Below are 24584 nucleotides of genomic sequence, written 5' to 3' on the forward strand. Positions count from 1 at the left end.
CAATTTGTGTCGATAATGCACAGCTGCGATTTTGCAGCTTTACAAAACTGCTCCCTTACCACTATATTTTCACAGAAAAATATGATATAATGCTATTATATGAGTATTTTATAGTTCCGCACAGCGGACAATAATAACATAAAGAGAGAGAAAAGGAACAAAAGAGAACGGAGTCTCAGACTCCCTATTTGCAGCTGTTTCTACAGCGGATTGGAGCAAAAATATGTCAAAACAGAAGATAAGCAAGGAAATGAGCATAAGGCGTGCCAAGACCATGACGGAAGTTGTCATCAGCCTCGTGATCGTGGGCACCTGCGGCTTCTTTGTAAAGAATACATTTTCCAATATGAAGGAAGTGACCTCGTCATCTTACTTCGATCAGACGGATATTGAGGTCACAACACCTACGGATAATGTCAATATCGACCCGAATCAGACTATATATGAGTCCCATCAGGTGGATACAAAGGACAAGTTCCGCGGCGACCTTATCCTCGTTAATGAGGAGCATCAGTACTTCGGCGGAGATGAGGACCTTGTCAGCATCACCGATATGAACTACGAGAACGAGCGCACCTGCTTTACCGCGGTGGACTCCACCTATACCATTCTCAGACAGGTATATGAGCCAATGGCTCAGATGATACAGGACTTCTACGATAAGTACAACAACGATACCCTTATAATATACGGTTCGTACAGAGATACCGAGTTCCAGCAGCAGCTTTATGAGAACGACCTTGCGCAGAACGGAAGCGACGACTCCACCAAGGTGGCAAAGCCGGGCTTCAGCGAGCACGAAACAGGTCTTGCCTTCGACTTCTCGGAGACTGAGAACTATGACTACACAGGCAAGGGCGATTTTGAGTGGCTCAACGCAAACTGCTTCAAGTACGGCTTTATAGTGCGCTATACCGCCGCTAAGGAGAAGATTACAAAAATACAGGACGAGCCCTGGCATTTCCGCTATGTGGGCATTCCCCATGCCTATTATATGGACAGCAAGGATCTCTGCCTTGAGGAGTACATCGACATTATACGCGAGCACCCCTACGACGGTCAGCACCTTGATTTCTCCGATAACAACGGCAATGACTATGAGGTGTATTTCGTAGCCTCCGACGACGGCGCAGAAAAGACCAATGTACCTGTTCCCACAGGTACAAGGTATGAGATCTCGGGAAATAACGTGGACGGCTTTATCGTTACCGTTTATAAGGGTCAGAAGCCTGTAGTGGAGGAGGCTCCCACAAAGGCTTTTGAGGACGCGGAAAATGATACAGACAGCGAGGACGATAGCTCCGAGGACAGCGACGATCAGTAAGTCTGTTATACCGGATATGAACTTCAGCCTGCAAGCATGAGTATTGAGTGCTTGCAGGTTTTTTATGTATGGGTTGTGCGCTTTTTTGTTATCGTTCGCTAACAATCATGCGTCAAACAGCCTTTTATAGCCTCAAAGCAGATCTGAAGAAAAACGCTCCAAAAGCTTGACAATTATGTTTTTTTGTGATATAATACCTATGTCAAAGGTTCAACGGAACTTGTTCAAAGTTATAAAGAACTCATAAAATGATAGGAGGGATTATCCCATGGGAAAAGCATTATTTTTATACAGAGCTGTCTGCTGCGGCTTTGCAGTCCCCCATGACTGCGGTCCGGACAGCGCATACGCAAGGAGCGATTAGCTGCCGCTGCATTGTTATGAGGCTTTATAACAATGAGCGGTTCGCGTATACCTTGACGTCTGCGGCTTCGGTTCAGTGATGATCCCAAGCCGTTCCATTAACCGAAAGCAAAAAAGTGTGTTCTTAAAAAAGCGGTGACTGAGGTCACCGTTTTTTATGTCCTGAAATTTCTTGTCTGGCTATTGACTTTTTTCTGCCGATAATGTATAATTATACTGTTGAGTTCAGAATGCTTGTGCAGCACAGCTGGTAGTGCAGCGAATTTGCTGAGCGGACGACCGCTGCCAGCGGCAGATAAAGGGAGTTCGCGAAGGAAAGAAATATGGAGTAATGGGAGCGTATGCGAGCAGTGCGACTTATTTCTGACCGACAATGAGCAGGTCGCAGACTGATTATAAAGCGACAACCGTGCAGTACCTTACAAATTCAAAAATTTAATATGCTTGTGTAGCACAGTTGGTAGTGCAGCTCATTCGTAATGAGCAGGTCGCAGGTTCGAGTCCCGTCACAAGCTCCATATCTATGTTACAAAATAGATCCCAAGCCAAAAACTCCCGATTTTTCGGGAGTTTTTGCGTATCAAAAAGAAAAATTTTTTATGTGTTACCGTAGATCCCAAACCGTAAAAATACGACTCGAACGCGCCAAAAGGCGTTTTGAGAGCTGATACAAAGGCGGTTAGGAATAAAAGTACGGAAAAGCTTAGAAAATAGCCAAAAACCGAATATAGAATTTTCAACCGATTTCAAAGCCGATTTTGTTGGTTTCTCACAGAAGCCATACAGAGTCGGCTTTTTTGCATATATAGATACTTTTTTAATGAGTGGAGGTCAATAATACGTCATAGGAAAAAATTAACACCACAGCAGAACATTATTTTTTTCTATATCAATCATAATTTTTATAAGTCTATTAATTGACATTATACCGTCTTCTATGATATAATAAAAAAAATTACGAATGTGGTGATTTAATTGTCCTCAGAACAACATAAAAAATTCAAATCTCTTGCACCGGCAAATGATGTAAGTGGTGTTGAACCATATATCGAATGGCTAGATGAGATAGTTAATGATGATTCCTACGGAAATATTGCAGTAACAGGTGATCTTGGCATAGGAAAAAGCAGTCTCATCCGCACGTTTGAATGCAAAAAGCAGTACAAATTTACCTATCTTTCTGCTAGTGATTTAGGTTATCGTTTTGATGAAAATCAAAATCTTTCGGCTGAAATGTGTCAAAATCGTATCGAAGAAATCCAATCTAAACTTGAAAAGGATTTACTGGTTCAGTTGGTTTCACTTTGTAAGCATACTGATATACCAAAGAGTCGTTTCCGCACTGTGCCAGAAAATGAAACTCGCTGTTCTAAGATAAAGAGTATTGTTTATTCTATGATTTGCGGTTTAGCTATTCTTTGTTTAGGTAAACTGGTTGCAAACTTTTTCCTTTCAGATGCAGATTTTTTGCCAACTTTCAATTTTGTTCCGTTCCAATTTGGAATTATAGTTGCTTTTTTAGGTTTGTCTTCTGTTCTCTTTGTTTATCGTCTACTGAAAAATTACAAATTATCAAAATTGTCGTTAGGTAAGGAGAAAAATTACTCTGCTAGTGCGGAGATTGATATTAAAAACTTAGAACCAGAAGCCTTGGATACACATCTTCACGAAATCCTATATCTTTTTGAGCAGATTGCAGAGAAAAAATCACACAAATCGAAAAAAAGCATGCCTGTTTTTATCATTGAAGATCTTGATCGTTATCGTTCAGATATTTGTCTCCCGATTCTTACAAAACTTAAGCAAATAAACAACATGCTGAACAATCGTTTTAGAAACCAACATGACACATACGGAATTCATTATAAATTTATTTATTTGTTAAATGATCGCATTTTTGATGTCTCTGAAAAAGACATAGAGAACAACAAAAATATTCCATATAACTATGAAGACTCTCCTTACAAGTTCTTTGATATTATTATTCCGGTTTTGCCCAAACTTGGGTTTACAAATAGTTCTGATACAATACGAAAACGCTTTGGAACTGCCATCGAGCAAGATTTTATTGATGAGATTTGCCTTTATGTATATGATTATCGTAAGTTAAATGATATCGAAAATGAGTTTACTATTTATAAGGAGCGTTTCAAAAGTAATGATAGAATTTCTGAAACAAAACTACTTGCGTTTGTTATCTACAAAGTATTTTACAAAGCAAAATATGACCAGCTATTTAAAGCTAAGGACGGTGCTCCAATAAGCGAGCTTCTAAAACGTCTATTAATGCCAGATGTCTATTTAAATGTTTACCGTGAAGTAGAAACTTTGGAAGGCATTCTTGAAGAAAGATTTCAGGATGTCTTATTTGACATTCTACAAATGACAGATGCTGTGAAAAGTAAATATAAATCTGAGATTGTTGTAAATAATCCAGAAAAAGATTATTCAGGAGAGAATCTCTCTAAGATTAATCTTACTAAAGTGGATTTGCATGGACGAAATTTTGTTAATTCAGATTTGAGTGGAGCAGATTTAAGCTACTCCAATTTGAATAGTAGTGACTTGAGTAGAGCAAATTTGAGAGGTACAATTTTATGTGATGCCGATTTGAGAGAAGCAGATTTGACTGATACTGATTTGAGTAATGCTAATTTAAGTGGGGCTGATTTGAGTGGAGCGAATTTGAGAGGTGCTATTTTATGTAATGCTGATTTAAGCGAAGCAGATTTGAGTGATACCGATTTATGTAATGCCAATTTGAATGGTGTTAATTTACACGAAGCAAATTTATCAAATTCAAAATTAATCAAGGCAAGTTTGGTCGAATCAAAGTTGACATGTACCTGTTTATTTAAATCCAATCTGATGATGACTAATTTAACGGGAGCAGATCTTACCGATGCAAAACTCAAAGCTACCAATTTACAACATGCTAAGTACAACTATAAGACCATTTTTCCTAAGAATTATAAACCGAATTCTCATGGTATGGTTGAAGTTAGAAGTAGCTTACATTATTGATTGTAAGCAACAACAGCTCAGAAAATAGCCAAAAACCGAATATAGAATTTTCAAGCGATTTTAAAGCCGATTTTGTTGGTTTCTCACAGAAGCCATACAAGGTCGGCTTTTTTGTATATATAGATACTTTTTTTAGTGATTGGAGGTCGATAATACGGCATGGAAGAAAAAGCTCACGCCGCAACAGAGAGCTGAATATAAGACTGAGAAGCGTGAGGAAATGCAGAGCTTATTTAAGAAAATCGATGACGGCGTTAAGGCTGTTTTCGATTCCGACAGCTACAAGAAATGCCTGCGATATATGAGTAAGTTCACAAATTACTCCGCAGGCAATTGTATTCTCATTATGCTTCAGAAGCCAGATGCAAGCCTTGTAGCGGCGTTCGGCAAATGGAAAGAGCTCGGCAGGACTATCAACAAGGGAGAAAAAGGCATAGCCATACTTGCCCCTATGTCCTTTAAGTCCAAAGAACTCAAGGAGCAGCCTGTTAGGGACGGCAGTGGTAATCAAGTATATAATGCTGACGGCAGCGAGAAAAAGGAAAAGGTCGAGGTCGAACAAACCTCAATCGGCTTTAAAAAGGTATATGTGTTTGACGTATCCCAGACCAGCGGCGAGCCTATTCCCGAATACGTTCATGAGCTGAATGAGGCTGTCGAGGACGAACACGTTGAAGCTGTGATAAACGCAGTCCACGATATAACAGGAATCCCTGTTGATTTCGAAAATATAAGCAGCGGAGCTAAGGGATATTACAGCTACGGTGAACAGCGAATAGTGATACAGGAGAATCTCAGCGGCGCACAAGCCGTTAAGACTGCCATTCACGAATGCGCTCACGCCCTGCTGCACGATCCTGATAAAAAGCTCCCAACGGCAAATACTTCCCGAAGCGATAAAGAAGTACAGGCTGAATCGGTGGCATATATCGTGGCTTCGAGATACGGTATCGATACAAGTGATTACAGCTTCCCATATATAGCCTCATGGAGTCAGGGAAAGCAGCTTGAACAGCTCAATCGCTTCCTTAATGAGATACAGGAGACTGCGAGAACGATATGTGATGCCATAGACACAGAGCTTCAGGCTTTATCCGAAAATCAAACAGAAGAACAGACCGAGGACGAGTGCCTCGGTCTTGCTATGTAAGGAGGAATTTTTTTGATAGGCATTCTTATAAACAACAACGGAAAGACACTATTTACAGCACTGCCAAAGGAAACCGAAAAACTTGAAAAACAGCTTTCAGGTATCGGTCTGAATGTACCAATGCAGGCAGTAAATCTTTCAAATCATAATGATATCGGGTATGAACTTGAGATTTATGCCCAGAGTCAGATCGACACGGAGATAGCTTCAAGAATAATTCTGCATGATAATATCGGACAGCTTAATGACCTTATGCTGTACATTTCACAGGGAGATGCTGATAAAATGTATGACAGGATATGTGAAAGCCATGCTGAAACGATCTCAGACCTATATAACGAATTAACGACTCCGCCAGAGCTCGAAACTACTGATAAGCTCGTCATAAGGACTACGCTTAACTATAACGCAAACTTCTATGAGCCTGCTGACTGTATAGTTGAAAAGGCAATAGCAATACCGCATGAGGAATATGACGCTCTTATCAATATTACTGACAGTTGCTATAGTTTTATTGCTGAAAATCAAGATTGTATGTATTACGATAAAGATAACAATAATCATTGTATCCTTATCTATGATGATACAAGCGGTGATGGAGTTATAATTAATGCTGACGGCTGTAATTACCCGAAATATTCAGCATTTGTTCCACATGCAAAAAACATGCTTGAACAGCATGAAATGGAGCAAAGCGGACTGAAAACAGTCAAAGCTCCTATTACAGAAAGTGAAAAAAGGCTTCTTGATACCATATCAAGTGCCGCAGACAGGATAGCGACCTTCGCACATCTTGGTCATAAGGACTTCACTATTGAAGATGTTCTGAAAGAACTTGACTGCGATTTTGGCGATATAAAGGAACTTATACGGAATGCAGTAGCTGAAAAACTGAATGCAAAGCCTGATATATCATCGGTCGAGGTCAGTGACCTTGATATACCTTTGCAGCCTGAAATATCAGTTACAACAGAAGAAACACAGAATATGACCGCTGATGAAGAGATCGGCGGGCTTTCTTTATGATCGGAGGTAAAATATGAAATTTGTAAAACTAAAGCTCTTTTCACCGATAATGGTAAAGGGAGAAGCTCCATACGAAAATCCGTGGGACGGCGGCGACGATTACCGCATCCTTATCGAGCGAGAAAAGAAGAAATGCAGGAATGAGATATATGTAAGTTCTTGTAATGCACTTACCCCTGTTTCTCTTCCGCAGCGCTTTGAAAGCCGAATTTATTCTGCAGTTCCTGCTATTGAGGAAAAGAACGGCAAACTCATGCTCTGCCTTAACTGTGAATGTTACAGCACACTTGCGGAATCTGAGCTTGATGAGCTTTGCGCCTGGTGGGAGAAAAGGGTTGTACAGGCGAATGAAAGTCTCAGAAAAATGCAAATAAAAACAAGAAAACTCGGCAGGATAATCATTTACCTGTGGTTTATGAACGGGTGGGCTATAGAGCCCATATTTCCTGCCATGCAAAGGAGCTGATATTATGAGAATGCCAAGTGAAAGAGAAATAGAATACTACCGCAGCCGTTACCCTGCAGGAACAAGAATATGCTGTGACTGTATGTCTGACGATCCCAGACCTGTACCGCCCGGTACTACGGGAACTGTTATGGGAGTTGATGATATGTGCAGCATTATGGTGAATTGGGATAACGGACAAGGGCTTTCTCTTGTTCCCGGAGTTGACAGCTTTCATGTCATATCACAGGAAGAAAATATATCTGAATCACCTGACATGGGTATGCAGCTATGAAGGTAAATGCAGCAGAGGAAGACTTTGAGCTTATGGAGCTTTTCGGACAGACAGTGCTTTTCACAAATATGAGAGTTGACCGAAGCACAGTACCCGAAGGTCTTTATGCATACGATGTCAGACACGATGATGACTGTACAGGCGAAATATGTGAGATAAAGCCGTCTGTAATGGTCAATCACTGGGGTACGATCATCTGTAAAGAACCTATTGAAATGGATGAGTTCTGGCATAGCAAATTCGTTGATAAGGGCGATTATTGGTATCTCGGAGATACTGCAAAGCTCGATGAATTCATAAATACGGACTATTCTGAGGAACAGTCCGAGGGAATGGAGATGACATAAATGGCGATAGAAAAGATAACAACAGCGCAGCTCCGAACTATGAATGACAAAGAAGGACTTGTTATTCAAGGCTGCGGCGGCGACCTGCAGGAATGGGTAGACGGACTCAACGAATCGCTTAATGAGGGTGGTATACTGCTTAATGGCAGTCGTTTTGAAAACGGATATGTTTTCAAAAATGACGGCGTTACCTGTATTTTCTTCCCTTTCGATGGCATTGCCTGTGATACAAATAAAATGGCAGCGTGGCGGATAAAAACTCATAGTCTTTTCTGTGGTACATGGTTCACGGATTATGTCAATAATCGACTCGGTGGGTTTGCCGAGGAAGTACAGAAGAAAAAGCCGCCTTGTCCCCTTGAAAATGAGGACGGCAATATCTTTAACATAATGGGGCTTGCCGCCAAAACACTCCGTAGGGCAGGTATGTCTGAAGAAGCAAAAGAAATGTGCGAAAAGGTCACTCACAGCGGCGACTATTATAAAGCTCTTGGAATTATTATGGAATACGTTGACGTAAGCCCTGAAAATAGCGAGAACGAGGAATTCGGCATGGAGATGTCAAACTAAACCTATCCCAGCGGCTGAAAAGCTGCTGTTAATATATATATTTCAAAAACAGCGACGGCTCGGCAGAAATACTGTCAATCTCGGAGCGATAAAGGAGGAATGAAATATGGATACGTCCTGATAACCTTTGAGGGAAGGAGGTCGTATGCAGACACGCAAAAGATACGAAAAAGCAAGTGTTACACTTAATGGAACTGTACCGTCAATGCTTAAAAGAGCGAAAACGGTTCTTTCCTGCAAGCAGTACCGCGAGCTGTGTTTCGCCGTCAATGAGGCGGCAGACTATACTACAAAGAAAGGAATGATATCAGCCTGTTTACAGGCAAAGAAAAATAATACTTAAAGCCGCTTGTCGGGAGCAGAAATGTTCCATGCAGGCGGCTTTTTCTGTTTCCGACGCATAAGCGGCGGAAAGGAGGCGTATGAACAGTTTCATGTCATGGGTGGGAGGTAAGAAATCTCTCCGAGACAAGATAATAATACGTTTTCCGCTTGAATATGGGCGGTATATTGAAGTTTTCGGCGGTGCTGGCTGGGTGCTTTTTCATAAAACACCTGAGAAATTTGAGATTTTTAACGATGCCAACAGTAATCTCGTCAACCTTTATCGCTGTGTACGCAGAAACGCCAGAAAGCTCATATACAAGCTCATGTTTATGATAAATGCACGTGATGATTTTCGCTGTATCGTGCAGCAGCGCAGGAGAGGTCTTTTTCCAAGATTCCGTGACTTTGACAGGGCAGCGAAGTTCTATTATCTCATACAGTACAGTTATGGTCATAAAACCGACCAATACTGCTGCAAACCTGTTTCCATGTGGAAGAAGTTCCCGCTTATCGAAAGAGCTGCAGAAAGGCTTCAGTCAGTTGCAATTGAGAACAGGGATTTTGAAGAACTGATCAGGCTGTATGACAGACCTGACAGCTTCTTCTACTGTGATCCGCCGTATTATGATACGGAGAGCTTCTACAAAGATGTGGACTTCACAAGAGAGGATCATATAAGGCTGAGGAATGCCCTGCTCGAATGCGAGGGAAAGTTCCTTGTATCATACAATGACTGTCCTGAGATAAGGGAACTGTGGGATATCCCCGGTATATACATCGAGGAAGTTGTAAGACCTAATAATCTTGCGCTCAGGTATGAAAGCGGAGCTGAATATCATGAGGTGTTTATCAGCAATTACGATACGTCCGAAAGGCGTAATTTAAACCGTCAGTTGTCATTTCTTGACGATGACGAGGAAGGATACTAATAATGAAAAAGATAATTCACACTATCGGCTTTGTTGAAGATAACGATGATATTGTTATCATGGGTGTCATACACGAAGCAAATAAAACGAATGTCATACGGCTGACACTCAGCGAGGAAGATGTAACAGTACAGCAGCTTGAGGGAAGAACAGTTATTCCCGAAATTCCTCCAGACCTCATAAGCAGTATATTAAAGGGCGATGCTTCATGAGCTTTGAGTTTCTGTACAAACACAGCAGAGCCGATGCCGTAGAAATGGACGAGCTTGAAAGGTGGAAGTTAAGCTATAAAGCCAACTGCGAGTGCAAGGAAGCTGTTGAAAAGGCTATAAGGAAGCACTTTGATGGCATGTACCTTGACAGCGAATGCGTCAATGAGGTTTTTTCCGAGTGCGGCTATGACCGTACAATGTGGGTAATCGCGGCAACTATCTGCTGTAAAGACTATGACGGACGTTTCTCAAATTCCAATAAGGAATGGGCAAAAGGGATAATAACTACGGATATTTCCACAGATGAAATGCGGAGATACGCTGTAGACAGTCACCCTGCTGTACTTGATGGCTTCACATCAGAAGTGCGGAAGCAGTATAAGGCTCTCGGACTGCTCGATAACAATAAATGTCTATCAGATGATAAGGAATACGCCGAAAAGCTCCTTATTCTCAAACCAACTACACTCAAAGATGAGTTCCGCAGACCGTTCTTTCAGTATTTCTATGCACAGAGCGGCTTCGGCTGTTATCCCGATAAGCTGGGCGGTAAGGTATTCGGCAGATTTCTCGCCGACGGGGAAAAAGCACAGTTCCGCCGCAGCGACTTCTTAGGCTCAGCTGATACCGAGCAGCTGCCGCAGTGGGCGCAGAAAAGGCTTGAACAGCTTGCTGCTCCGAAAATGCGGATAAGGGTATTCCAGATAGATGACAGCAAGGATGCAGATAAACTCAAGTTTATGAGCCATGAAAATGTTATGAAAAGCGCAGGCGTTGATTCCGATATATATCATCAGGTATACGGCGGAGTTGTCAACTGCTCTGATCTGGAAGGAGTTTTCACCCTTTGCAATACAAGCTTTCCTGCAGGATATTATGGGCATTCATTATCAGTAAGCGATGTTGTCGAGATATGCGACGGTGCTGATAAGGGCTTTTATTACTGCGATCCCGTAGGCTTTCAGAAGATAGACTTCGATATATCCAAAGCTGACCGCAGTGATATATTGAATGTCCTCATCGTCGAAAACGGAAAAGAGCCGTATGAAGCTGAGATCCGCGATGAGCTGAAAGCGAAGCAGAGTGTGGTCGGCGGACTTATCGAGCCTGTGTATTTTGCAGAAAATGATAATGCCCTTATCTACTGCGACGAGGAGTTTCTTCTCAAGGATTCTGCTCCTAACCGAAAGGTAGGAAGTTTAGTCATTCACGGTACATTTATGGTTGTCGGCAATGGGGAAAATGAGTATGGTGAGGGCATAGAGGTTTCGCTTACCGATGAGCAGATAAAGGAATATTCCGAGATGTTCAGATACCCACTGATATATATGACACAGGAAGAACTGAACGAAGCACAGGCAGAAGAACCCGACGAAGGCATTTCTCAGATTTAGGAGGTGTCAATGAAAGAAGAAGTATTTATACCGTCTCCCCTTGCGGAGCAGCTCGAAAAAGCTGCCGAAGAACAGGGGCTGACGGCAGATGAGCTCGCTGAAAATGCGATAAGAAAATTCATAAGGAGTGATATTAATGGCAGATGAGAAAAAAGGTATCACAGTAAAGATAGATGCCGACTTACACGCAGAGATAAAGCAGTTTATTGAACAGAACGGAATGACAATGGCTGATTTCGTTTCACAGGCTCTGTATAACGAGCTGCATCCGAAGATACAGCCGCAGGAGGTGAAAAATATGGGTCCCATGAGAACAATGGCATTCCAGATGCCTGAAGAAATGTTCCAGAGATTAAAGGACTATCTGCACGAGCACAACATGACACAAAAAGAGTTCGTTCTCGGTCTGGTCGAGGCGGAGCTTAACAGGGATCAGGAACTTAAAAATGCTCAGGCAGCTGCCGCCGGTGAAACTGTAAGCAATGAAAAGGCAGAGATTATCGGCGAAGAACTTGAAGATATCGAAGAACCAGACGTGGAAGAAGAATTTGATGGCGATGAATTCGAGGACGAAGACTTCGACGAGGATATGGATGATATTGAGGAGCCTGACGAGGATGAAGAACTCGATGATGACGAATCCGAAGATGAGGACTTCGACGAAGATATGGACGATATCGAAGAAGCTGAAGACGAGGACTTCAGCGAAGAACAGGAAGAACCAGATAATGAAGAAGCAGAGGAAGAGATAGAAGACGACTCTTTCTCAATGGCTATGTAAGGCATAGCTTAAAACAGACTTCAATGTAAGGTGTATTCAGCGGCGACTGTGGTCATACGGGTAACAACGAAATGGAAATGGCTGATATGACCACAGGAACTGCTGTTACATATATACGCAGTGCAAGGCTGACCTTGCCAAAATAAAGGAGGATTGATACGATGAAGAAAAGTATTAAAAGAACGATTGCCTGTGAACTTGCGGCAATTATGGCGTTTATGAATTTTGCGGTTTTAAATGCAAATGCAGCAGGCGACGTTGCCAGTGCCGTATCAGGTACATGGGACTCAGCCAAAGGACAGATAAAGACAGTTGTTGATGATGTGGTGTTTCCTGTTATCGACGTTATACTGGCTATTCTGCTCTTTGTTAAGATTGGACTTGCTTACATGGACTATCGAAATCATGGAAAACTTGAGTGGTCACCAATTGCCATTATTTTTGCCTGCCTGATATTTACGCTGACTGCTCCGCTGTATATCTGGAGTATCGTCAATATATGACACTCTTGGAATAGTTATTATGAAAAACAGAATAATATAATAGAACTCTAATGTATCGGCAGAATCTACTATTTTGGTTCTGCCGACATATACAGAAAGTAACTACGTATTGGAGTGGGATTAACTATGAGTTGGCTTTTGTAATATAAAATTTATAGTATTTTTTGATCCGCCGCTTGTTCTACTTATGAGCTCTTTTTGCTTTATTATTTTTATGAGATTTGATATTTTGCTGCTGAAATTGCTTTTGTCATTCGCTTTTTTCTGATAATAATAAATTTTAGTCTGGACATTATCATTTAAAATAAAATCTTTTAGAATATCCTTATCAGTAACATCCAATGAATGTCCGAATATATATAATTCAAAATCTTCTGCAAAAGATGGCCCTATTTTATTACGTTCGTGGATTGAATCAAGCCAAACAGAATAGCTATTATCAGTCTGTTTTATGATCCTTTGATAAAATTTTTTGAATGCAAGAAAATCCAAGTTCGTATTTTTCTCATGTTTCTTTAAATATTCATCAATACCAAGAACCAAATTACAAGTGTCAACTGAAGCCAAAGAATCTGCCTTACCATGTATATAGCATATTTGAGCATCTTTTGACATGGATTTTTTATAATGTTTTTCAAATGTGTTTGTATAATTAAACGATAGTATATAATCAAATTCTTGTTCGGATATATCCTGAACGATTGTTGGTTTTATTTGGGAAACAAAAGATGATAAGTATATTTCCAATGCTCTTGTTATTTTGTTTAAATGCTTATATAAAACATCCATAAAACAATCTATTTCTTCTATTGTAATTTCTTCAGCTGATCTGTTAGTTCTTGTTTCATGAGGAATTATTGTAGGATTTGAAGAGAACTTCCATATATTTACAAAATCTTTCGGCTTAAAGTCGGTGTAGTATTCTAATATTTTTATATCATAACCGATGTTTTTGCTTTTTGTTTTCTTCTTTTTTAAGTCATCAAATTTTTTAATTACTTTTGTTATTTCCGTTTCAAAATCAATCCAGTTATGTCCGTTCAAGGAAATATTCTTAAAGTAGTTATACCATATATTCCCATTAATACAGTCAAATAGTTCATTTAAAGAAGTAGATTTTGTAGTTATGGTTGAAATTGCAAATGATTTGGAAATGAAAGCATCATTTAATAAATCCTTTAAACAATCGTTTCCGCCCCATGGATCAAGATATTTTGTTTTAAATTCGTTATTGAAAGTGTCGAGGTTTTCTTCTGTATATATTTTCTCTGCTTTTTCGCAGAAATCAAGGAATTCATTATATTGAGTTGGAAGCCCATTAGCTTTATCAAATCCATTGCCAATTATAAGTATTTTTTTCATAATAATCCCCTTTTTAAGAAATAAAATAACATTAAAATGTCAATTCAATTATAATATACTTCATAGATAAAGTCAATAATTGACGAGAAATAGGAGATGATCTATGCCATACATACCATTTACAGAAGAACAGAAGCAGACCGCCAATAACGTAGAACTTGCCGAATTTCTACGTATGCGCGGCGAGAAGCTTGAACGTGCAGGACGGGAGTACAAGCTCATATATACTGACGGTGGCGGTAAGCACGACAGCATAACCATGTCTGGAAACCGCTGGTTCGACCATAAGGCTCAGACAGGCGGCGGAGCTATAAAGTTCATGCAGTATTTTTATGGTATGAACTTTGTCGATGCTGTACAAAGCCTTCTCGGATATTCGGTAGAGCCGCAGCAGCACAGCCCTCCGCATAAAGTGGAGACAGCAGAAAAGAAACAGGAATTCAAACTCCCCGAAGCCAATAGTGATATGCACAGAGTGTACGCTTACCTCATAAAACAGCGGCATATAGCTCCTGAGATAATCACTCATTTTGCAAAGGCTCATACTCTCTATGAGGATAAAGAGCATCACAATGTTGTGTTCGTAGGATTGGACGAGAAACGCGTTCCGCGACAGGCAAGCAAACGCTCTGCCACAACTTATGGAAACAGCTTCAGAATGACTGTAGGCGGATCTGACACAAGATACAGCTTTGGGCATTTCGGTACTTCAAATAAGTTGTATGTCTTTGAAGCTCCCATTGATATGCTCAGCTTCATAACGCTGTACCCCGATAACTGGCAGGAACACAGCTACATAACGCTGAACGGCGTATATGAGCATCCGTTGATTGGTGCGCTTGAAACCCATGAAAATTTACGTCAGATATACTTCTGTACCGATAATGACGAGGGCGGTATCGATGGTTATGAGCGGCTCAGGGATATTCTCTTGGATAAAGGATATACCGATATACATCGGTGCGCTCCAGAATACAAGGACTGGAACGAGCAGCTCAAGGCTTTAAGCGGCGAGGACGTGCTGCCTGCCGTTCCACACTTCCGAAAAAACAAGTATTATGAGATAGCCGAAAGCCTCAGAGAGCTTACCTTTAACCCTTACGGCTTTATGAATGAACTGCGAAAGGCGTATAGGAACGGCGACAATATTTTTATGACCGAGCTTGCAATAACAGGCTCGGTCTTCTATTTGCAGCAGGCGGCGTATAACAGCGATTTTAAGGGGCTTTGTGCGAAGCTTAGGAAAGAGTACAGGGCGTATACCGATAAGGGCAGAATAGAGCAAAAACGGCGCGATATGAGCAATATTTTCAAGGCAGTGGAGAGCGATTTTCGGCAGACGGCACGCACAAGGGAGCAGTCTGTCCGGACGGCGAAACTGCTGTATCAGCTTGCGGATTCGGCTATACGTGTGGAAGTTGAAGAATGCCACATTGCACACGAACAGGAATTGAATGAAGAACAAGAAGCGGAAACAGAAGCGGTTCTGGCTTTCGGCTAAGACAACACCCCCTGTTGCCGAGGACAACAGGCTTTGAATATACCAGTTTATTTTATTATTAATAGCAAAAGAAGAAATACAAGGAGTGATGTATTTGAGTGAAAAGCAGATAGTTATTTTAATACTGCTGTCTGTAGTTTTTATCGGCTTTATTATTTTTGCCAATGTTCTCGATAACAAGAGCATCAACGGGATAAAGTCAAAGAAAGTCGGCGACGGACAGTACGGAACGGCTCGGTGGGCGACAAAGTCAGAAATACGGCAGACCTTTTCTTTTCTGCCATTCGAGCCTCAGAAATGGCGCAAGGGAGAAGTTCTTCCGAAAGTACAGGGGACTATAGTAGGCTGCCGCGGAATAAATAATACAACTGCACTTGTCGATACAGGCGATGTTCATACACTGATGATAGGAGCTGCAGGCGTTGGAAAAACTGCTTTTTTTCTGTACCCGAATATCGAGTTCTGCTGTGCAAGCGGAATGTCATTTATCAACAGCGATACAAAAGGTGACGTGGCTCGAAATTACGGAGAAATAGCCAGGAAATACTATGGCTACAATGTTTCTGTGCTTGACCTGAGAAACCCTACAAGAAGTGATGAAAACAATATCCTGCATCTTGTGAACAAGTACATGGATATATATTTATCCGACAGGACTCAGCTTTCAGCGAAGGCTAAGGCTGAGAAATACGCAAAGATAACTGCGAAAACAATAATTAACATCGGCGGCGGTGACAGTGCAAGCTACGGACAGAACGCTTACTTCTACGATTCCGCTGAAGGCGTGTTGAGCTCGATAATACTGCTTTTAGCAGAATTCGGAGAGAATAATGAAAGACATATAGTTTCAGTTTTCAAGCTCATACAGGAGCTTATTGAAAAGTCCGCGCCGAAGAATTCAAAGGATAAGTATGCTATGTATTTTGCAAAGCTCATGGATAAGCTGCCCAGTGACCATAAAGCAAAATGGCTTGCAGGAGCTGCTCTTAATACAGCAGATCAGGCAATGCTGTCGGTTATGTCAACTGCGCTGTCGAGGCTTAATAATTTTCTCGACAGCGAAATGGAACAGCTTCTCTGTTTCGGAACGGCTATCGATGCGGAGAAATTCTGCTCGGAAAAATCTGCAATTTTTATCATACTTCCCGAAGAAGATACCAGTAAATACTTCATGGTATCCCTGCTTGTGCAGCAGCTATACCGCGAGATACTAGTTATCGCAGATGAAAAAGGCGGAACGCTTGATAACCGAGTAATGTTCTATCTCGATGAGATGGGTACCTTCCCAAAAATAGAGGGTATCGAAGCCATGTTCTCTGCAGGTCGAAGCCGAAAAATATCCATAGTTGCGATAATACAGAGTTTCGCGCAGTTGGAACAGAAATACGGAAAAGAGGGCATGGAGATAATCACGGATAATACGCAGCTTACTGTTTTCGGCGGCTTTGCTCCCAACAGCCAGAGTGCAGAGGTATTATCGAAATCACTTGGTGAGCAGACCGTTCAAAGCGGCTCAGTATCACTGGGGAAGGAACATTCCCAGTCCCTGCAGATGATAGGCAGAGCGCTTATGACGGTAGACGAGCTTAAATCAATGCCGAAAGGTCAGTTCATCGTTATGAAAACCGGAACGCATCCTATGATATCTCCGCTGAAGCTGTATTTCAAATGGGGCATCAGCTTTGAAGAACCGTTCCTGCTGCCTGATAAGGGAGCAAGAACGGTGGCATATATGTCCCGTGATGAGCTTTTCAGGGCTGTAGAACGGAAATATCCGCAGAAAAAGAAAGAGTCTCCTGTGGAGAATTATGAGTTTCCCGATGTGCAGGAGACAAAACCAAAAGTAAAGACAAAAAAGGTCGGTGATAATGATGATAGTGCCTGAGAAGATATATAAGCTGCAGCTTTCTTCATCAGAGATAAACGTGTATCAGTACTTATGCAGCAGAGCCAATAAGCAGGGAGAGTGCTTCCCGTCGCAGACTACTATTGCCAAAGCTGTGAATATGCACAGGTCAACTGTGAATCAGGCAATTAAGCGATTGGAGGGAAAGAAGCTGCTTATCATTGAGCAGCGCAAGCGTGATAACGGAGGTACTTCCTCAAATCTATACAGGATCGAGGTGATATAGCTTGTTTGACTGGGTAGAAGATGTGATAGACTGGATAAGCGGCGGCGTTTCTTCTGCATGGGATAATACGGTTGGAACACTGACGAGTGAAGCAGCAAGAAGTATTTTTGATGCAATGTTCAACTGGATATTCATGACCGTATATGACGCAATTGCAGATATATTCACATGGATAAATGAAAGCTCTGCCGACTTATTTGATCTTGCATGGATAAACTCCTTTATATCACTGTTCCATAACATAGGGTGGATATTATTTGCCTGCGGTCTGGTAGTTGCAGTATTCGATACTGCTATTGGCTGTGAAAACGGACGTGCAGATATAAAGGGAACGTGTCTCAATGTACTTAAAGGCTTCTTTGCGGCAAGTCTGATAACCGTCGTACCTCAGCGGCTATATTCATTTTGTGTATCATTGCAGAATACATTTGCCAAAGACCTTGTTGGAGCGCTTATACAGAACAGAAGCGTTTCACTTACTGATGAGGGACTTGAAGTTATCAGCGCATTAAAGGCAGATACTTCACTTACAAGTCTGTTCTTTATTATCCTTTTCGGATACTGTGTAATAAAGATCGTGTTTGCAAATATAAAGAGAGGCGGTATACTGCTCTGTCAGATAGCAGTCGGTTCACTGTATATGTTTTCAGTACCGAGAGGATATATGGACGGCTTCACGGGCTGGTGCAAGCAGGTCATCGCCACTTGTCTGACCGCCTTTTTACAGACTACAATACTGTATTTAGGTCTGCTAACATACTCGGAACATCCTATAATAGCAGCAGGTATCTGTTTGTCTGCAAATGAAGTTCCGAGAATAGCTCAGATGTTCGGACTTGATACAAGCGTAAGAGTAAATATGATGAGCATAAGCAGCACAGTTTCTATGGGTTCAAGAATGATAAGGGCTATCGGCAGAAGATAAGGAGGAAATACAATTGAAAACGTACATTTATCCCGAAAACCTCAGGGCAACAGTTAAGCTGTGGTTCTGGAATGTTCGGGATTTTATTATTATCTGTGCAGGCGTTATCGTTTCGGTAATGCTATTCGCAAAGCTGTGGACTCCGCTGCCTATGGCTGTTACAGCCTGTTATGCGTTCATAACATTAAGGGCTGAGGACACTTGCATACTTGACTATATATCAAACGCCGTAAAGTTCTTCTGCACCACTCAGCAGGAATTTCACTGGCAGATAGGAGAAGATAATGGCAGAAAAGAAAAATAAGAATAGCCTGCAAAGCCTCATAGGTTTTCAGACCTTCACAAAATACGGCGTTAAGACTGAAAAGAGTGAATTCATCTTTTATCATGTCGAGCCTACTAATATATCGGTGCTGCCGCCTGAAGTAATCGCTAATAAGATGCATGACCTTGCAATGGTACTCAGCGTAGTTCCGGAGCTTGAGATAATGGCTCTTGACAGCTGTGAATGCTTTGACGATAACAAGGCTTACGTCAGAAAAAGACTTGCAATTGAAAGGAATCAGGCTGTACGGGATCTTCTTGAAGCAGACCTTGAATTTCTCAATGAAATTCAGGTGGGAATGTCCACAGCGCGAGAATTTATGTTTATATATCGTTTCCGCAAGGAAAAGGAAGAACAGGTTTTCAGTCTCATAAACCGTATAAGCAAGGCTATTGCAGACCACGGATTTTCGGCTCACAGACTTGAAAAACCTGAGATAAAGAGGATGCTCGGACTATACTTCGGAACAAGCATTATAGCGGATGAGATATCCGATATCGAGGGTGAGGAATATTTAAAGGAGAATGCAGATGAGAATAATTAAGAACATATTCAAAAAATTATTCAGGCGAAGAAAACAGCTGACTCCTGAGCAGCGTGAAATCATTGCAACTAAGGACTTCTTTGACAGAATGCTTCCCGGAACGGTAAAGTTCTATAGTGATCACTATATCTGCGGTAACTATTACAAAAGCGTATGGGCGATAACTGAGTATCCACCAAATACTGAGGAAACAGCTCTGCTTTCACACCTCGCAGACAGAAGCGGAGTATCACTGAGAGTATATAACAGGCTGGTATCAGCCCTTGAACAGAAAAAGATAATGCAGCAGGCAGCTCGTAAGAATCACATGATGTCGGGAACTAACGATATCAATGAGAGTGTTAAGGCTGAGGAAAACATGAATGATATCGTCAATCTGATCGCGGAGCTTAAACGGGACAGAGAGACACTTCTGCATACAGCTGTTTTTATTGAGCTCAAGGCAGATAGCGAGGAAAAGCTGAAAGAACTGCAGGCGGATATCCAGATGGAGCTTACACGTTCAAAGATATCATTTGATAAACTGCTACTAAGGCAGAAAGAAGGCTTCCTGTCTGTTATCCCCTGTGGCAATAATGTATTCGGAGTGCAGCATGAACGAGTACTGCCGTCAAGCTCGGCGGCAAATCTTTATCCGTTGAACTACAGTGGCAAGACTGATCCCAACGGCTTTTATTTAGGCAGGGATAAATACGGATCTAATATTCTTGTAGACTTCGACAAGCGAACTGATGATAAGACCAACAGCAATATCCTTATTCTTGGCAACAGCGGACAGGGAAAGAGCTATCTTATGAAGCTGCTCATTTGCAATATGCGTGAATCAGGCAAGAGCGTTATCTGCCTCGATCCCGAAAGTGAATATGAGGACTTATGCAATAACCTCGGCGGCACATACATAGACATGATGTCTGGAGAATATATGATAAATCCACTTGAACCCAAGTCCTTCGGCGAAGCTGACAGGAGCGCGGATGCTCCCGATACCTTTCGTAAGATAACAAGGCTTAGTCAGCATATATCATATCTCAAGGATTTTTTCAGAGCATATAAGGATTTTTCCGACAGTGAGATCGATACTCTTGAGATAATGCTCATAAAGCTGTACAATCGATTCGGCATAGATGATAACACAGATTATTCCAAGCTGACAGCTGCCGACTACCCGACAATGGCGGACCTCTATGAGCTGACGGAAATGGAATACAAGGCTTATGACAGAGGAAAAAAGAATCTCTATACTGAGGATACGCTACAGAATATCTGCCTCGGTATTTACAGTATGTGCAAGGGAGCTGAAGCTCAGTACTTCTGCGGTCATACCAACATAAAGGACGGAGAATTCCTCTGCTTCGGTGTAAAGGGTATTATGGATACCAACAGGCAGTTAAAGGGGACTCTGCTTTTCAATATCTTATCATATATGAGCAGTCAGCTTCTCGGCAAAGGCAATACAGTCGCCGCTATAGACGAGCTTTACCTCTTCCTTTCCAATATGACTGCTATAGAATATATCAGAAACGGTATGAAGCGAGTGCGAAAGAAGGAATCCGCATTTATACTTGCTTCGCAGAATATAGAGGACTTCCTTATTCCTGAAGTCAAGGAGTTCACTAAACCGCTGTTCAGTATCCCTACGCATTCATTCTACTTCAATGTAGGTAACTGTTCAGCTGTCGATTTTATGGACACGGTGCAGCTTCTCAAGCCTGAATATGACCTTATCGCCCATCCTGAGCGTGGTACTTGTCTTTATCGCTGCGGTAATGAGCGATATCTGCTACAGGTCCATGCTCCTGCGTACAAAGAGGCTTTATTCGGAAAGGCAGGAGGAAGATGACAAACTTTGTTTACAGAATATCCTGTAATTCTTGATTTCCTCATTCATTTATGATACAATAGTCATAATAATTCTTTGGAGGGACAAATATGAGTGATAATCCTGTACTTGACAGGGAAACATACCGTAAGATAAAAAAGATGAGCCGTGAGGAAATGCATAGCTTCCTTATACGCTACGCTGACGGTCTGTTGGCAGATGAGGATAACAAAACTATCGACCTTCCTGCTCTGGAGGACGATCTGAGGCAGGTAAAAGGAATAGGCGCAAAACGTCTTGAAGAGATAATGACAATAATCGAAAAACATCTGGATATCTGAGAAGGAGTCGCTTATGCGGCTCCTTTTTTTGAAAGGAGAAGAAATGATAAAATTAGCATTAGCACTCATTAAAAGGCTGATAATCGGTGTTGCCACCGATAAAAACAAGCGCAGCAAATTCCTGACTCTGGTAGGAAGTATAGTGGTCGGTATATTGCTGCTTTTGTTTGCGCCTTTGGCTGTATTTATTTCAATGGGTGAAATGGAGCCGCCGTCTGTCGATGTTCAATTCGACGAGGCGGCATTTTTGTCGCAGCTTTCACCAGAACAGCAGGCGGACATTTCGGCAATTGAAGCTGATGGACGTGCAATAGCGGATGCGATGGCGGCAAGAGGTTTACAAGAGCAGACTATAAAGGCGCAACTCATATATATGTCATACTTTGACAGTAACAGGCTCACGGACTTTGCAGCATACGCAGAGCATTTCTCACAGAATGATGAGCAGCTTATCCAGAGTCTGAATTATGACTATAGCCTGGATATTGATTATAACGAATTCATAAACACATATATATTTGTAATGAATTCTACTATCAACGAGTATATGTTCACAGACAGATACACAAAGAATTCCGCCGACCTCGCTGCATGGTGCAGAAATGCAGTAACCTCGGGGTGGGGATTTGATGATTACTGTATAGGTGAAAGAACAGGGGAAAACAACCTGCGATGCACCGGTAATATTGGTCTTATTACAGGATATCTGCGTTACAATGCAGATAGCAGGAGCTTTACCGATGACGTAATTTGTTTGTATTATACCAAACAGGGAAGCATAGATACCATGCCGGATATACAAGGTGTGGGAGTATTCAACGGTACTGACTTCGGAGTGTATATCGGCGGCGGTGAAGTTGTTTTCTCTTCTGCTATTGGCGGCTGTGTTCAGCAGCAGGCTCTCGAATACGGTAACTGGACATCATGGTGTACCTTTGACTCGGTAAGCTATCCCCAGGAGGTATGGGACAGGGTAAATGAGCTTCACAGAGAAGAAAATGAGGGAGAGTGATATTTTGAGAGTTAAGATACGGAACAGATATGATGATAAGCACAGCATAAATGTGAATTTGCCTGCAGAGCCTTTGGAGCTTTATGATATGCTTGACAGGATCGGCTCGGACAATAAATACTGTAACGTGTATATGAACATTGATGATGAGCGTATTCCAAAAGCAATGTGCGACGGCGGCTTCTATGATGATATATTCAAGCTGAACTTACTTGCACAGCGGCTTGAGCAAATGTCCCATGCCTATACCGCAGGATTTAAAGCCGTTCTTATGGCGCATGAGGACTACAACCTTGATGACCTGATACTTGTAACATACGGCTTGGAAGCATATCCGATATATCCCTGCAAGGATCATGCAGAGCTTGGCGAGGTTGTTATTGACAATGATATGATACCCGAAGTTGAAAATTGTCCCGATGAACTTGTGGAATATCTTGATAAGGAGTGCATCGGCAGGCTTGCGGCGGAGCAGTTCAGAGGCACATTTGTTGGCGGTTACTACTGTGAGGTTGCCGACTACGAACCGCCTGATATGGCAATAACTATCAGTAAACCTAAGAGGAATGAGTTTCAGATACTTGCAGGAACAGATGAAAACACGGCACAGTGGTACAGCCTCCCATATAGCGGAGATATATCCGATAAGGATATTTATGGATTCAGATTTCCGCTTCCTTACATAGAGGATATCGATAACACATCAAGGCTTAACGAACTTGCTGAAAAGGTCGCGGCGCTTGATAAGGCTGACCTGGTAAAGCTGAAAGCAGTTATGGAGCTCGGTGAGGTAGAGGATATATCAGGAACAATAGATGCCATAAACAGTCTGTCTGAATTTGATTTTGATCCAAACCTGCGTTATGAAAGTGAGTTCGGCAGAGAGTATCTGTTGAAGATACTGCCGCAGGATTTTAAGGCGGAGATATTTGACTCATTGAATATGAGAGACTTCGGCAAGCGTATTCTTGATGCAAAGGAAGGTATTGCGACTTCGTATGGAATAATATCGGGCTACGGACAAGAGCTCTATACTTCCATATGTACCGTACAGGATCAGACCGAAAACGAAACTGAAACAGAAGAATTAGGAGCGTGTTTAACATGAAAGACAAAATTATTTTATCCATGAGTGAAGAAAAGCTGTCGGCGCTGGAGATGTATCTGGCACAGCGGAACTCAACACTGACGGCTGAGATCGACAAATATGCAGAGCAGCTGTATACCAAAAATGTTCCGCAGAACGTCCGTGAATACATAGAGCTTACGTCAGACAGCAAGCCTGTACGTAAATCCAAGCCTGTCAGAAACTCCGAGGACAGACCGCCTTCGGAGCAGTGAGGAAAGTGTTGCAAGATAAAGCCGCGTGGTCGCGGCGGTCACAGCGGACGGCGAAGCCGACCGCATATTGAGCAAAAACAGCATTTACATTTAGGGGTTGCAATTACAGCAAAAAGAAAATTCAGGGGTTGCAGCTCCGCAAAAGGCTGTTTATTGGCAAAAACTTAGGAGTCGGAGGCATAAAAATGGCATTTGACAACAAAATAAAATTTCCGCTGTGGGTATATCCGCAGACGATAGAAAATGTGAGAACTCATTACAGACACGACAACTGTAAGTCGCAGAGTGAGTTTATAGAGAAAGCGATCTCGTTCTATATCGGTTATCTTGATGAAGAAAGATCTGTCAACTACATATCGCCGCTTATAACGGAAACAGTGAAAGCTACTATCGCAGGAACAGAACAAAGATTGTCTCGACTTCTGTTCAAGGTTGCAGTAGAGCTTGGAAAAATATCAAATATGCTTGCGGCAGTAAATGATATTGATGATGAAACCTTGAGACAGCTGCAGTCGATGTGCGTGAACGAGGTGCGACGTATAAACGGTATAATTAGTTACGAAGATGCAGTTGAGTTCCAGAAGGAGTAAGC

The 24584-nt window shown here is 41.8% G+C and carries 28 protein-coding genes and 1 tRNA gene; 28 read left to right on the plus strand and 1 reads right to left on the minus strand.

The genetic code is table 11. The annotated features are described in order from the left end of the window. Positions 1-223 precede the first annotated feature (223 nt). The 16 genes from Q0Y65_RS08535 to Q0Y65_RS08610 all read left to right on the plus strand — a co-directional run bounded on the left by Q0Y65_RS08535 (position 224) and on the right by Q0Y65_RS08610 (position 12690). Positions 224-1324 (plus strand): M15 family metallopeptidase, encoded by a 1101-nt coding sequence (locus tag Q0Y65_RS08535; protein WP_297958859.1) that lies wholly within the window; start codon positions 224-226, stop codon positions 1322-1324. Between the two features lie 805 nt (positions 1325-2129). Continuing rightward, positions 2130-2205, plus strand: a tRNA-Thr gene (locus Q0Y65_RS08540). A 457-nt stretch (positions 2206-2662) separates the two neighbouring features. After that, a complete protein-coding gene (locus Q0Y65_RS08545) occupies positions 2663-4711 on the plus strand; it encodes a pentapeptide repeat-containing protein (protein ID WP_297958860.1) in 2049 nt (682 codons plus the stop codon). A 220-nt stretch (positions 4712-4931) separates the two neighbouring features. Continuing rightward, positions 4932-5861, plus strand: coding sequence for an ArdC-like ssDNA-binding domain-containing protein (locus Q0Y65_RS08550; RefSeq protein WP_297958861.1), 930 nt, complete (start codon positions 4932-4934; stop codon positions 5859-5861). Positions 5862-5873: 12 nt separating this feature from the next. Further along, positions 5874-6887 (plus strand): DUF6329 domain-containing protein, encoded by a 1014-nt coding sequence (locus Q0Y65_RS08555; protein ID WP_297958862.1) that lies wholly within the window; start codon positions 5874-5876, stop codon positions 6885-6887. A 13-nt stretch (positions 6888-6900) separates the two neighbouring features. Further along, entirely contained in the window at positions 6901-7353 is a 453-nt protein-coding gene (locus tag Q0Y65_RS08560) for a hypothetical protein (protein ID WP_297958863.1), read from the plus strand. A 4-nt stretch (positions 7354-7357) separates the two neighbouring features. Further along, a complete protein-coding gene (locus Q0Y65_RS08565) occupies positions 7358-7627 on the plus strand; it encodes a DUF4314 domain-containing protein (protein ID WP_297958864.1) in 270 nt (89 codons plus the stop codon). Then, positions 7624-7974 (plus strand): LPD28 domain-containing protein, encoded by a 351-nt coding sequence (locus Q0Y65_RS08570; RefSeq protein WP_297958865.1) that lies wholly within the window; start codon positions 7624-7626, stop codon positions 7972-7974. The genes Q0Y65_RS08565 and Q0Y65_RS08570 overlap by 4 nt, the downstream gene beginning before the upstream one ends. Next, positions 7975-8544, plus strand: a complete 570-nt coding sequence (locus Q0Y65_RS08575; RefSeq protein ID WP_297958866.1) for a hypothetical protein — start codon at positions 7975-7977, stop codon at positions 8542-8544. 145 nt (positions 8545-8689) lie between these two features. Continuing rightward, entirely contained in the window at positions 8690-8887 is a 198-nt protein-coding gene (locus tag Q0Y65_RS08580; protein ID WP_297958867.1) for a hypothetical protein, read from the plus strand. A gap of 91 nt (positions 8888-8978) precedes the next feature. Next, positions 8979-9800 (plus strand): DNA adenine methylase, encoded by an 822-nt coding sequence (locus Q0Y65_RS08585; protein ID WP_297958911.1) that lies wholly within the window; start codon positions 8979-8981, stop codon positions 9798-9800. Between the two features lie 2 nt (positions 9801-9802). Next, positions 9803-10012 (plus strand): hypothetical protein, encoded by a 210-nt coding sequence (locus Q0Y65_RS08590; RefSeq protein WP_297958868.1) that lies wholly within the window; start codon positions 9803-9805, stop codon positions 10010-10012. After that, complete coding sequence (locus Q0Y65_RS08595) at positions 10009-11406, plus strand: DUF3849 domain-containing protein (RefSeq protein WP_297958869.1); 1398 nt, start codon at positions 10009-10011, stop codon at positions 11404-11406. Before Q0Y65_RS08590 ends, Q0Y65_RS08595 begins: the two co-directional genes overlap by 4 nt. A 9-nt stretch (positions 11407-11415) precedes the next feature. After that, the gene (locus Q0Y65_RS08600; protein WP_297958870.1) at positions 11416-11553 is read left to right on the plus strand and encodes a CopG family transcriptional regulator; all 138 of its coding nucleotides are present in this window, start codon (positions 11416-11418) and stop codon (positions 11551-11553) included. Then, positions 11543-12187: a hypothetical protein gene (locus Q0Y65_RS08605; RefSeq protein ID WP_297958871.1), complete on the plus strand. Its 645-nt coding sequence runs from the start codon at positions 11543-11545 to the stop codon at positions 12185-12187. The genes Q0Y65_RS08600 and Q0Y65_RS08605 overlap by 11 nt, the downstream gene beginning before the upstream one ends. A 161-nt stretch (positions 12188-12348) precedes the next feature. Next, a complete protein-coding gene (locus Q0Y65_RS08610) occupies positions 12349-12690 on the plus strand; it encodes a DUF3852 domain-containing protein (RefSeq protein WP_297958872.1) in 342 nt (113 codons plus the stop codon). A gap of 120 nt (positions 12691-12810) precedes the next feature. Here the strand turns inward: Q0Y65_RS08610 and Q0Y65_RS08615 are convergent, their stop codons facing one another. Further along, positions 12811-14052: an AbiH family protein gene (locus tag Q0Y65_RS08615; RefSeq protein ID WP_297958873.1), complete on the minus strand. Its 1242-nt coding sequence runs from the start codon at positions 14050-14052 to the stop codon at positions 12811-12813. A gap of 103 nt (positions 14053-14155) precedes the next feature. Here Q0Y65_RS08615 and Q0Y65_RS08620 point away from each other — a divergent pair, with 103 nt between their 5' ends. The 12 genes from Q0Y65_RS08620 (at position 14156) to Q0Y65_RS08675 (ending at position 24582) form a co-directional block, all read left to right on the plus strand. After that, a complete protein-coding gene (locus Q0Y65_RS08620) occupies positions 14156-15553 on the plus strand; it encodes a DUF3991 and toprim domain-containing protein (protein ID WP_297958874.1) in 1398 nt (465 codons plus the stop codon). A gap of 94 nt (positions 15554-15647) precedes the next feature. Beyond that, positions 15648-17438, plus strand: coding sequence for a VirD4-like conjugal transfer protein, CD1115 family (locus Q0Y65_RS08625; RefSeq protein WP_363293534.1), 1791 nt, complete (start codon positions 15648-15650; stop codon positions 17436-17438). Continuing rightward, on the plus strand, positions 17422-17685 hold the full coding sequence (locus Q0Y65_RS08630; protein WP_297958875.1) for a helix-turn-helix domain-containing protein: 264 nt from the start codon (positions 17422-17424) through the stop codon (positions 17683-17685). Before Q0Y65_RS08625 ends, Q0Y65_RS08630 begins: the two co-directional genes overlap by 17 nt. Before the next feature lies 1 nt (position 17686). Next, positions 17687-18610 carry a conjugal transfer protein TrbL family protein gene (locus Q0Y65_RS08635; protein WP_297958876.1) on the plus strand — a complete coding sequence of 308 codons (924 nt, stop codon included), beginning with the start codon at positions 17687-17689 and terminating at the stop codon, positions 18608-18610. Positions 18611-18623: 13 nt separating this feature from the next. Further along, positions 18624-18914 (plus strand): hypothetical protein, encoded by a 291-nt coding sequence (locus Q0Y65_RS08640; protein ID WP_297958877.1) that lies wholly within the window; start codon positions 18624-18626, stop codon positions 18912-18914. Continuing rightward, positions 18895-19479: a hypothetical protein gene (locus tag Q0Y65_RS08645; protein ID WP_297958878.1), complete on the plus strand. Its 585-nt coding sequence runs from the start codon at positions 18895-18897 to the stop codon at positions 19477-19479. The genes Q0Y65_RS08640 and Q0Y65_RS08645 overlap by 20 nt, the downstream gene beginning before the upstream one ends. Further along, positions 19466-21319, plus strand: a complete 1854-nt coding sequence (locus Q0Y65_RS08650) for a VirB4 family type IV secretion system protein (RefSeq protein WP_297958879.1) — start codon at positions 19466-19468, stop codon at positions 21317-21319. Before Q0Y65_RS08645 ends, Q0Y65_RS08650 begins: the two co-directional genes overlap by 14 nt. An 89-nt stretch (positions 21320-21408) precedes the next feature. After that, a complete protein-coding gene (locus tag Q0Y65_RS08655) occupies positions 21409-21639 on the plus strand; it encodes a hypothetical protein (protein WP_297958880.1) in 231 nt (76 codons plus the stop codon). Between the two features lie 43 nt (positions 21640-21682). Next, positions 21683-22651: a hypothetical protein gene (locus Q0Y65_RS08660; RefSeq protein WP_297958881.1), complete on the plus strand. Its 969-nt coding sequence runs from the start codon at positions 21683-21685 to the stop codon at positions 22649-22651. Positions 22652-22739: 88 nt separating this feature from the next. Next, entirely contained in the window at positions 22740-23759 is a 1020-nt protein-coding gene (locus Q0Y65_RS08665; RefSeq protein WP_297958882.1) for a hypothetical protein, read from the plus strand. Beyond that, a complete protein-coding gene (locus Q0Y65_RS08670; RefSeq protein WP_297958883.1) occupies positions 23756-23992 on the plus strand; it encodes a DUF6103 family protein in 237 nt (78 codons plus the stop codon). Before Q0Y65_RS08665 ends, Q0Y65_RS08670 begins: the two co-directional genes overlap by 4 nt. 185 nt (positions 23993-24177) lie before the next feature. Further along, the gene (locus Q0Y65_RS08675; protein WP_297958884.1) at positions 24178-24582 is read left to right on the plus strand and encodes a hypothetical protein; all 405 of its coding nucleotides are present in this window, start codon (positions 24178-24180) and stop codon (positions 24580-24582) included. Positions 24583-24584: the final 2 nt, after the last annotated feature.

It is taken from the genome of uncultured Ruminococcus sp., assembly GCF_947301925.1.
Classification (GTDB): domain Bacteria; phylum Bacillota; class Clostridia; order Oscillospirales; family Ruminococcaceae; genus Ruminococcus.

Coding starts and splice junctions, on each gene's coding strand:
- Q0Y65_RS08535 (WP_297958859.1), top strand. CDS start 224: ATGTCAAAACAGAAGATAAGCAAGGAAATGAGCATAAGGCGTGCCAAG.
- Q0Y65_RS08550 (WP_297958861.1), top strand. CDS start 4,932: ATGCAGAGCTTATTTAAGAAAATCGATGACGGCGTTAAGGCTGTTTTC.
- Q0Y65_RS08560 (WP_297958863.1), top strand. CDS start 6,901: ATGAAATTTGTAAAACTAAAGCTCTTTTCACCGATAATGGTAAAGGGA.
- Q0Y65_RS08565 (WP_297958864.1), top strand. CDS start 7,358: ATGAGAATGCCAAGTGAAAGAGAAATAGAATACTACCGCAGCCGTTAC.
- Q0Y65_RS08570 (WP_297958865.1), top strand. CDS start 7,624: ATGAAGGTAAATGCAGCAGAGGAAGACTTTGAGCTTATGGAGCTTTTC.
- Q0Y65_RS08575 (WP_297958866.1), top strand. CDS start 7,975: ATGGCGATAGAAAAGATAACAACAGCGCAGCTCCGAACTATGAATGAC.
- Q0Y65_RS08580 (WP_297958867.1), top strand. CDS start 8,690: ATGCAGACACGCAAAAGATACGAAAAAGCAAGTGTTACACTTAATGGA.
- Q0Y65_RS08585 (WP_297958911.1), top strand. CDS start 8,979: ATGTCATGGGTGGGAGGTAAGAAATCTCTCCGAGACAAGATAATAATA.
- Q0Y65_RS08590 (WP_297958868.1), top strand. CDS start 9,803: ATGAAAAAGATAATTCACACTATCGGCTTTGTTGAAGATAACGATGAT.
- Q0Y65_RS08595 (WP_297958869.1), top strand. CDS start 10,009: ATGAGCTTTGAGTTTCTGTACAAACACAGCAGAGCCGATGCCGTAGAA.
- Q0Y65_RS08600 (WP_297958870.1), top strand. CDS start 11,416: ATGAAAGAAGAAGTATTTATACCGTCTCCCCTTGCGGAGCAGCTCGAA.
- Q0Y65_RS08605 (WP_297958871.1), top strand. CDS start 11,543: ATGGCAGATGAGAAAAAAGGTATCACAGTAAAGATAGATGCCGACTTA.
- Q0Y65_RS08610 (WP_297958872.1), top strand. CDS start 12,349: ATGAAGAAAAGTATTAAAAGAACGATTGCCTGTGAACTTGCGGCAATT.
- Q0Y65_RS08615 (WP_297958873.1), bottom strand. CDS start 14,052: ATGAAAAAAATACTTATAATTGGCAATGGATTTGATAAAGCTAATGGG.
- Q0Y65_RS08620 (WP_297958874.1), top strand. CDS start 14,156: ATGCCATACATACCATTTACAGAAGAACAGAAGCAGACCGCCAATAAC.
- Q0Y65_RS08630 (WP_297958875.1), top strand. CDS start 17,422: ATGATGATAGTGCCTGAGAAGATATATAAGCTGCAGCTTTCTTCATCA.
- Q0Y65_RS08645 (WP_297958878.1), top strand. CDS start 18,895: ATGGCAGAAAAGAAAAATAAGAATAGCCTGCAAAGCCTCATAGGTTTT.
- Q0Y65_RS08650 (WP_297958879.1), top strand. CDS start 19,466: ATGAGAATAATTAAGAACATATTCAAAAAATTATTCAGGCGAAGAAAA.
- Q0Y65_RS08655 (WP_297958880.1), top strand. CDS start 21,409: ATGAGTGATAATCCTGTACTTGACAGGGAAACATACCGTAAGATAAAA.
- Q0Y65_RS08660 (WP_297958881.1), top strand. CDS start 21,683: ATGATAAAATTAGCATTAGCACTCATTAAAAGGCTGATAATCGGTGTT.
- Q0Y65_RS08665 (WP_297958882.1), top strand. CDS start 22,740: ATGCTTGACAGGATCGGCTCGGACAATAAATACTGTAACGTGTATATG.
- Q0Y65_RS08670 (WP_297958883.1), top strand. CDS start 23,756: ATGAAAGACAAAATTATTTTATCCATGAGTGAAGAAAAGCTGTCGGCG.
- Q0Y65_RS08675 (WP_297958884.1), top strand. CDS start 24,178: ATGGCATTTGACAACAAAATAAAATTTCCGCTGTGGGTATATCCGCAG.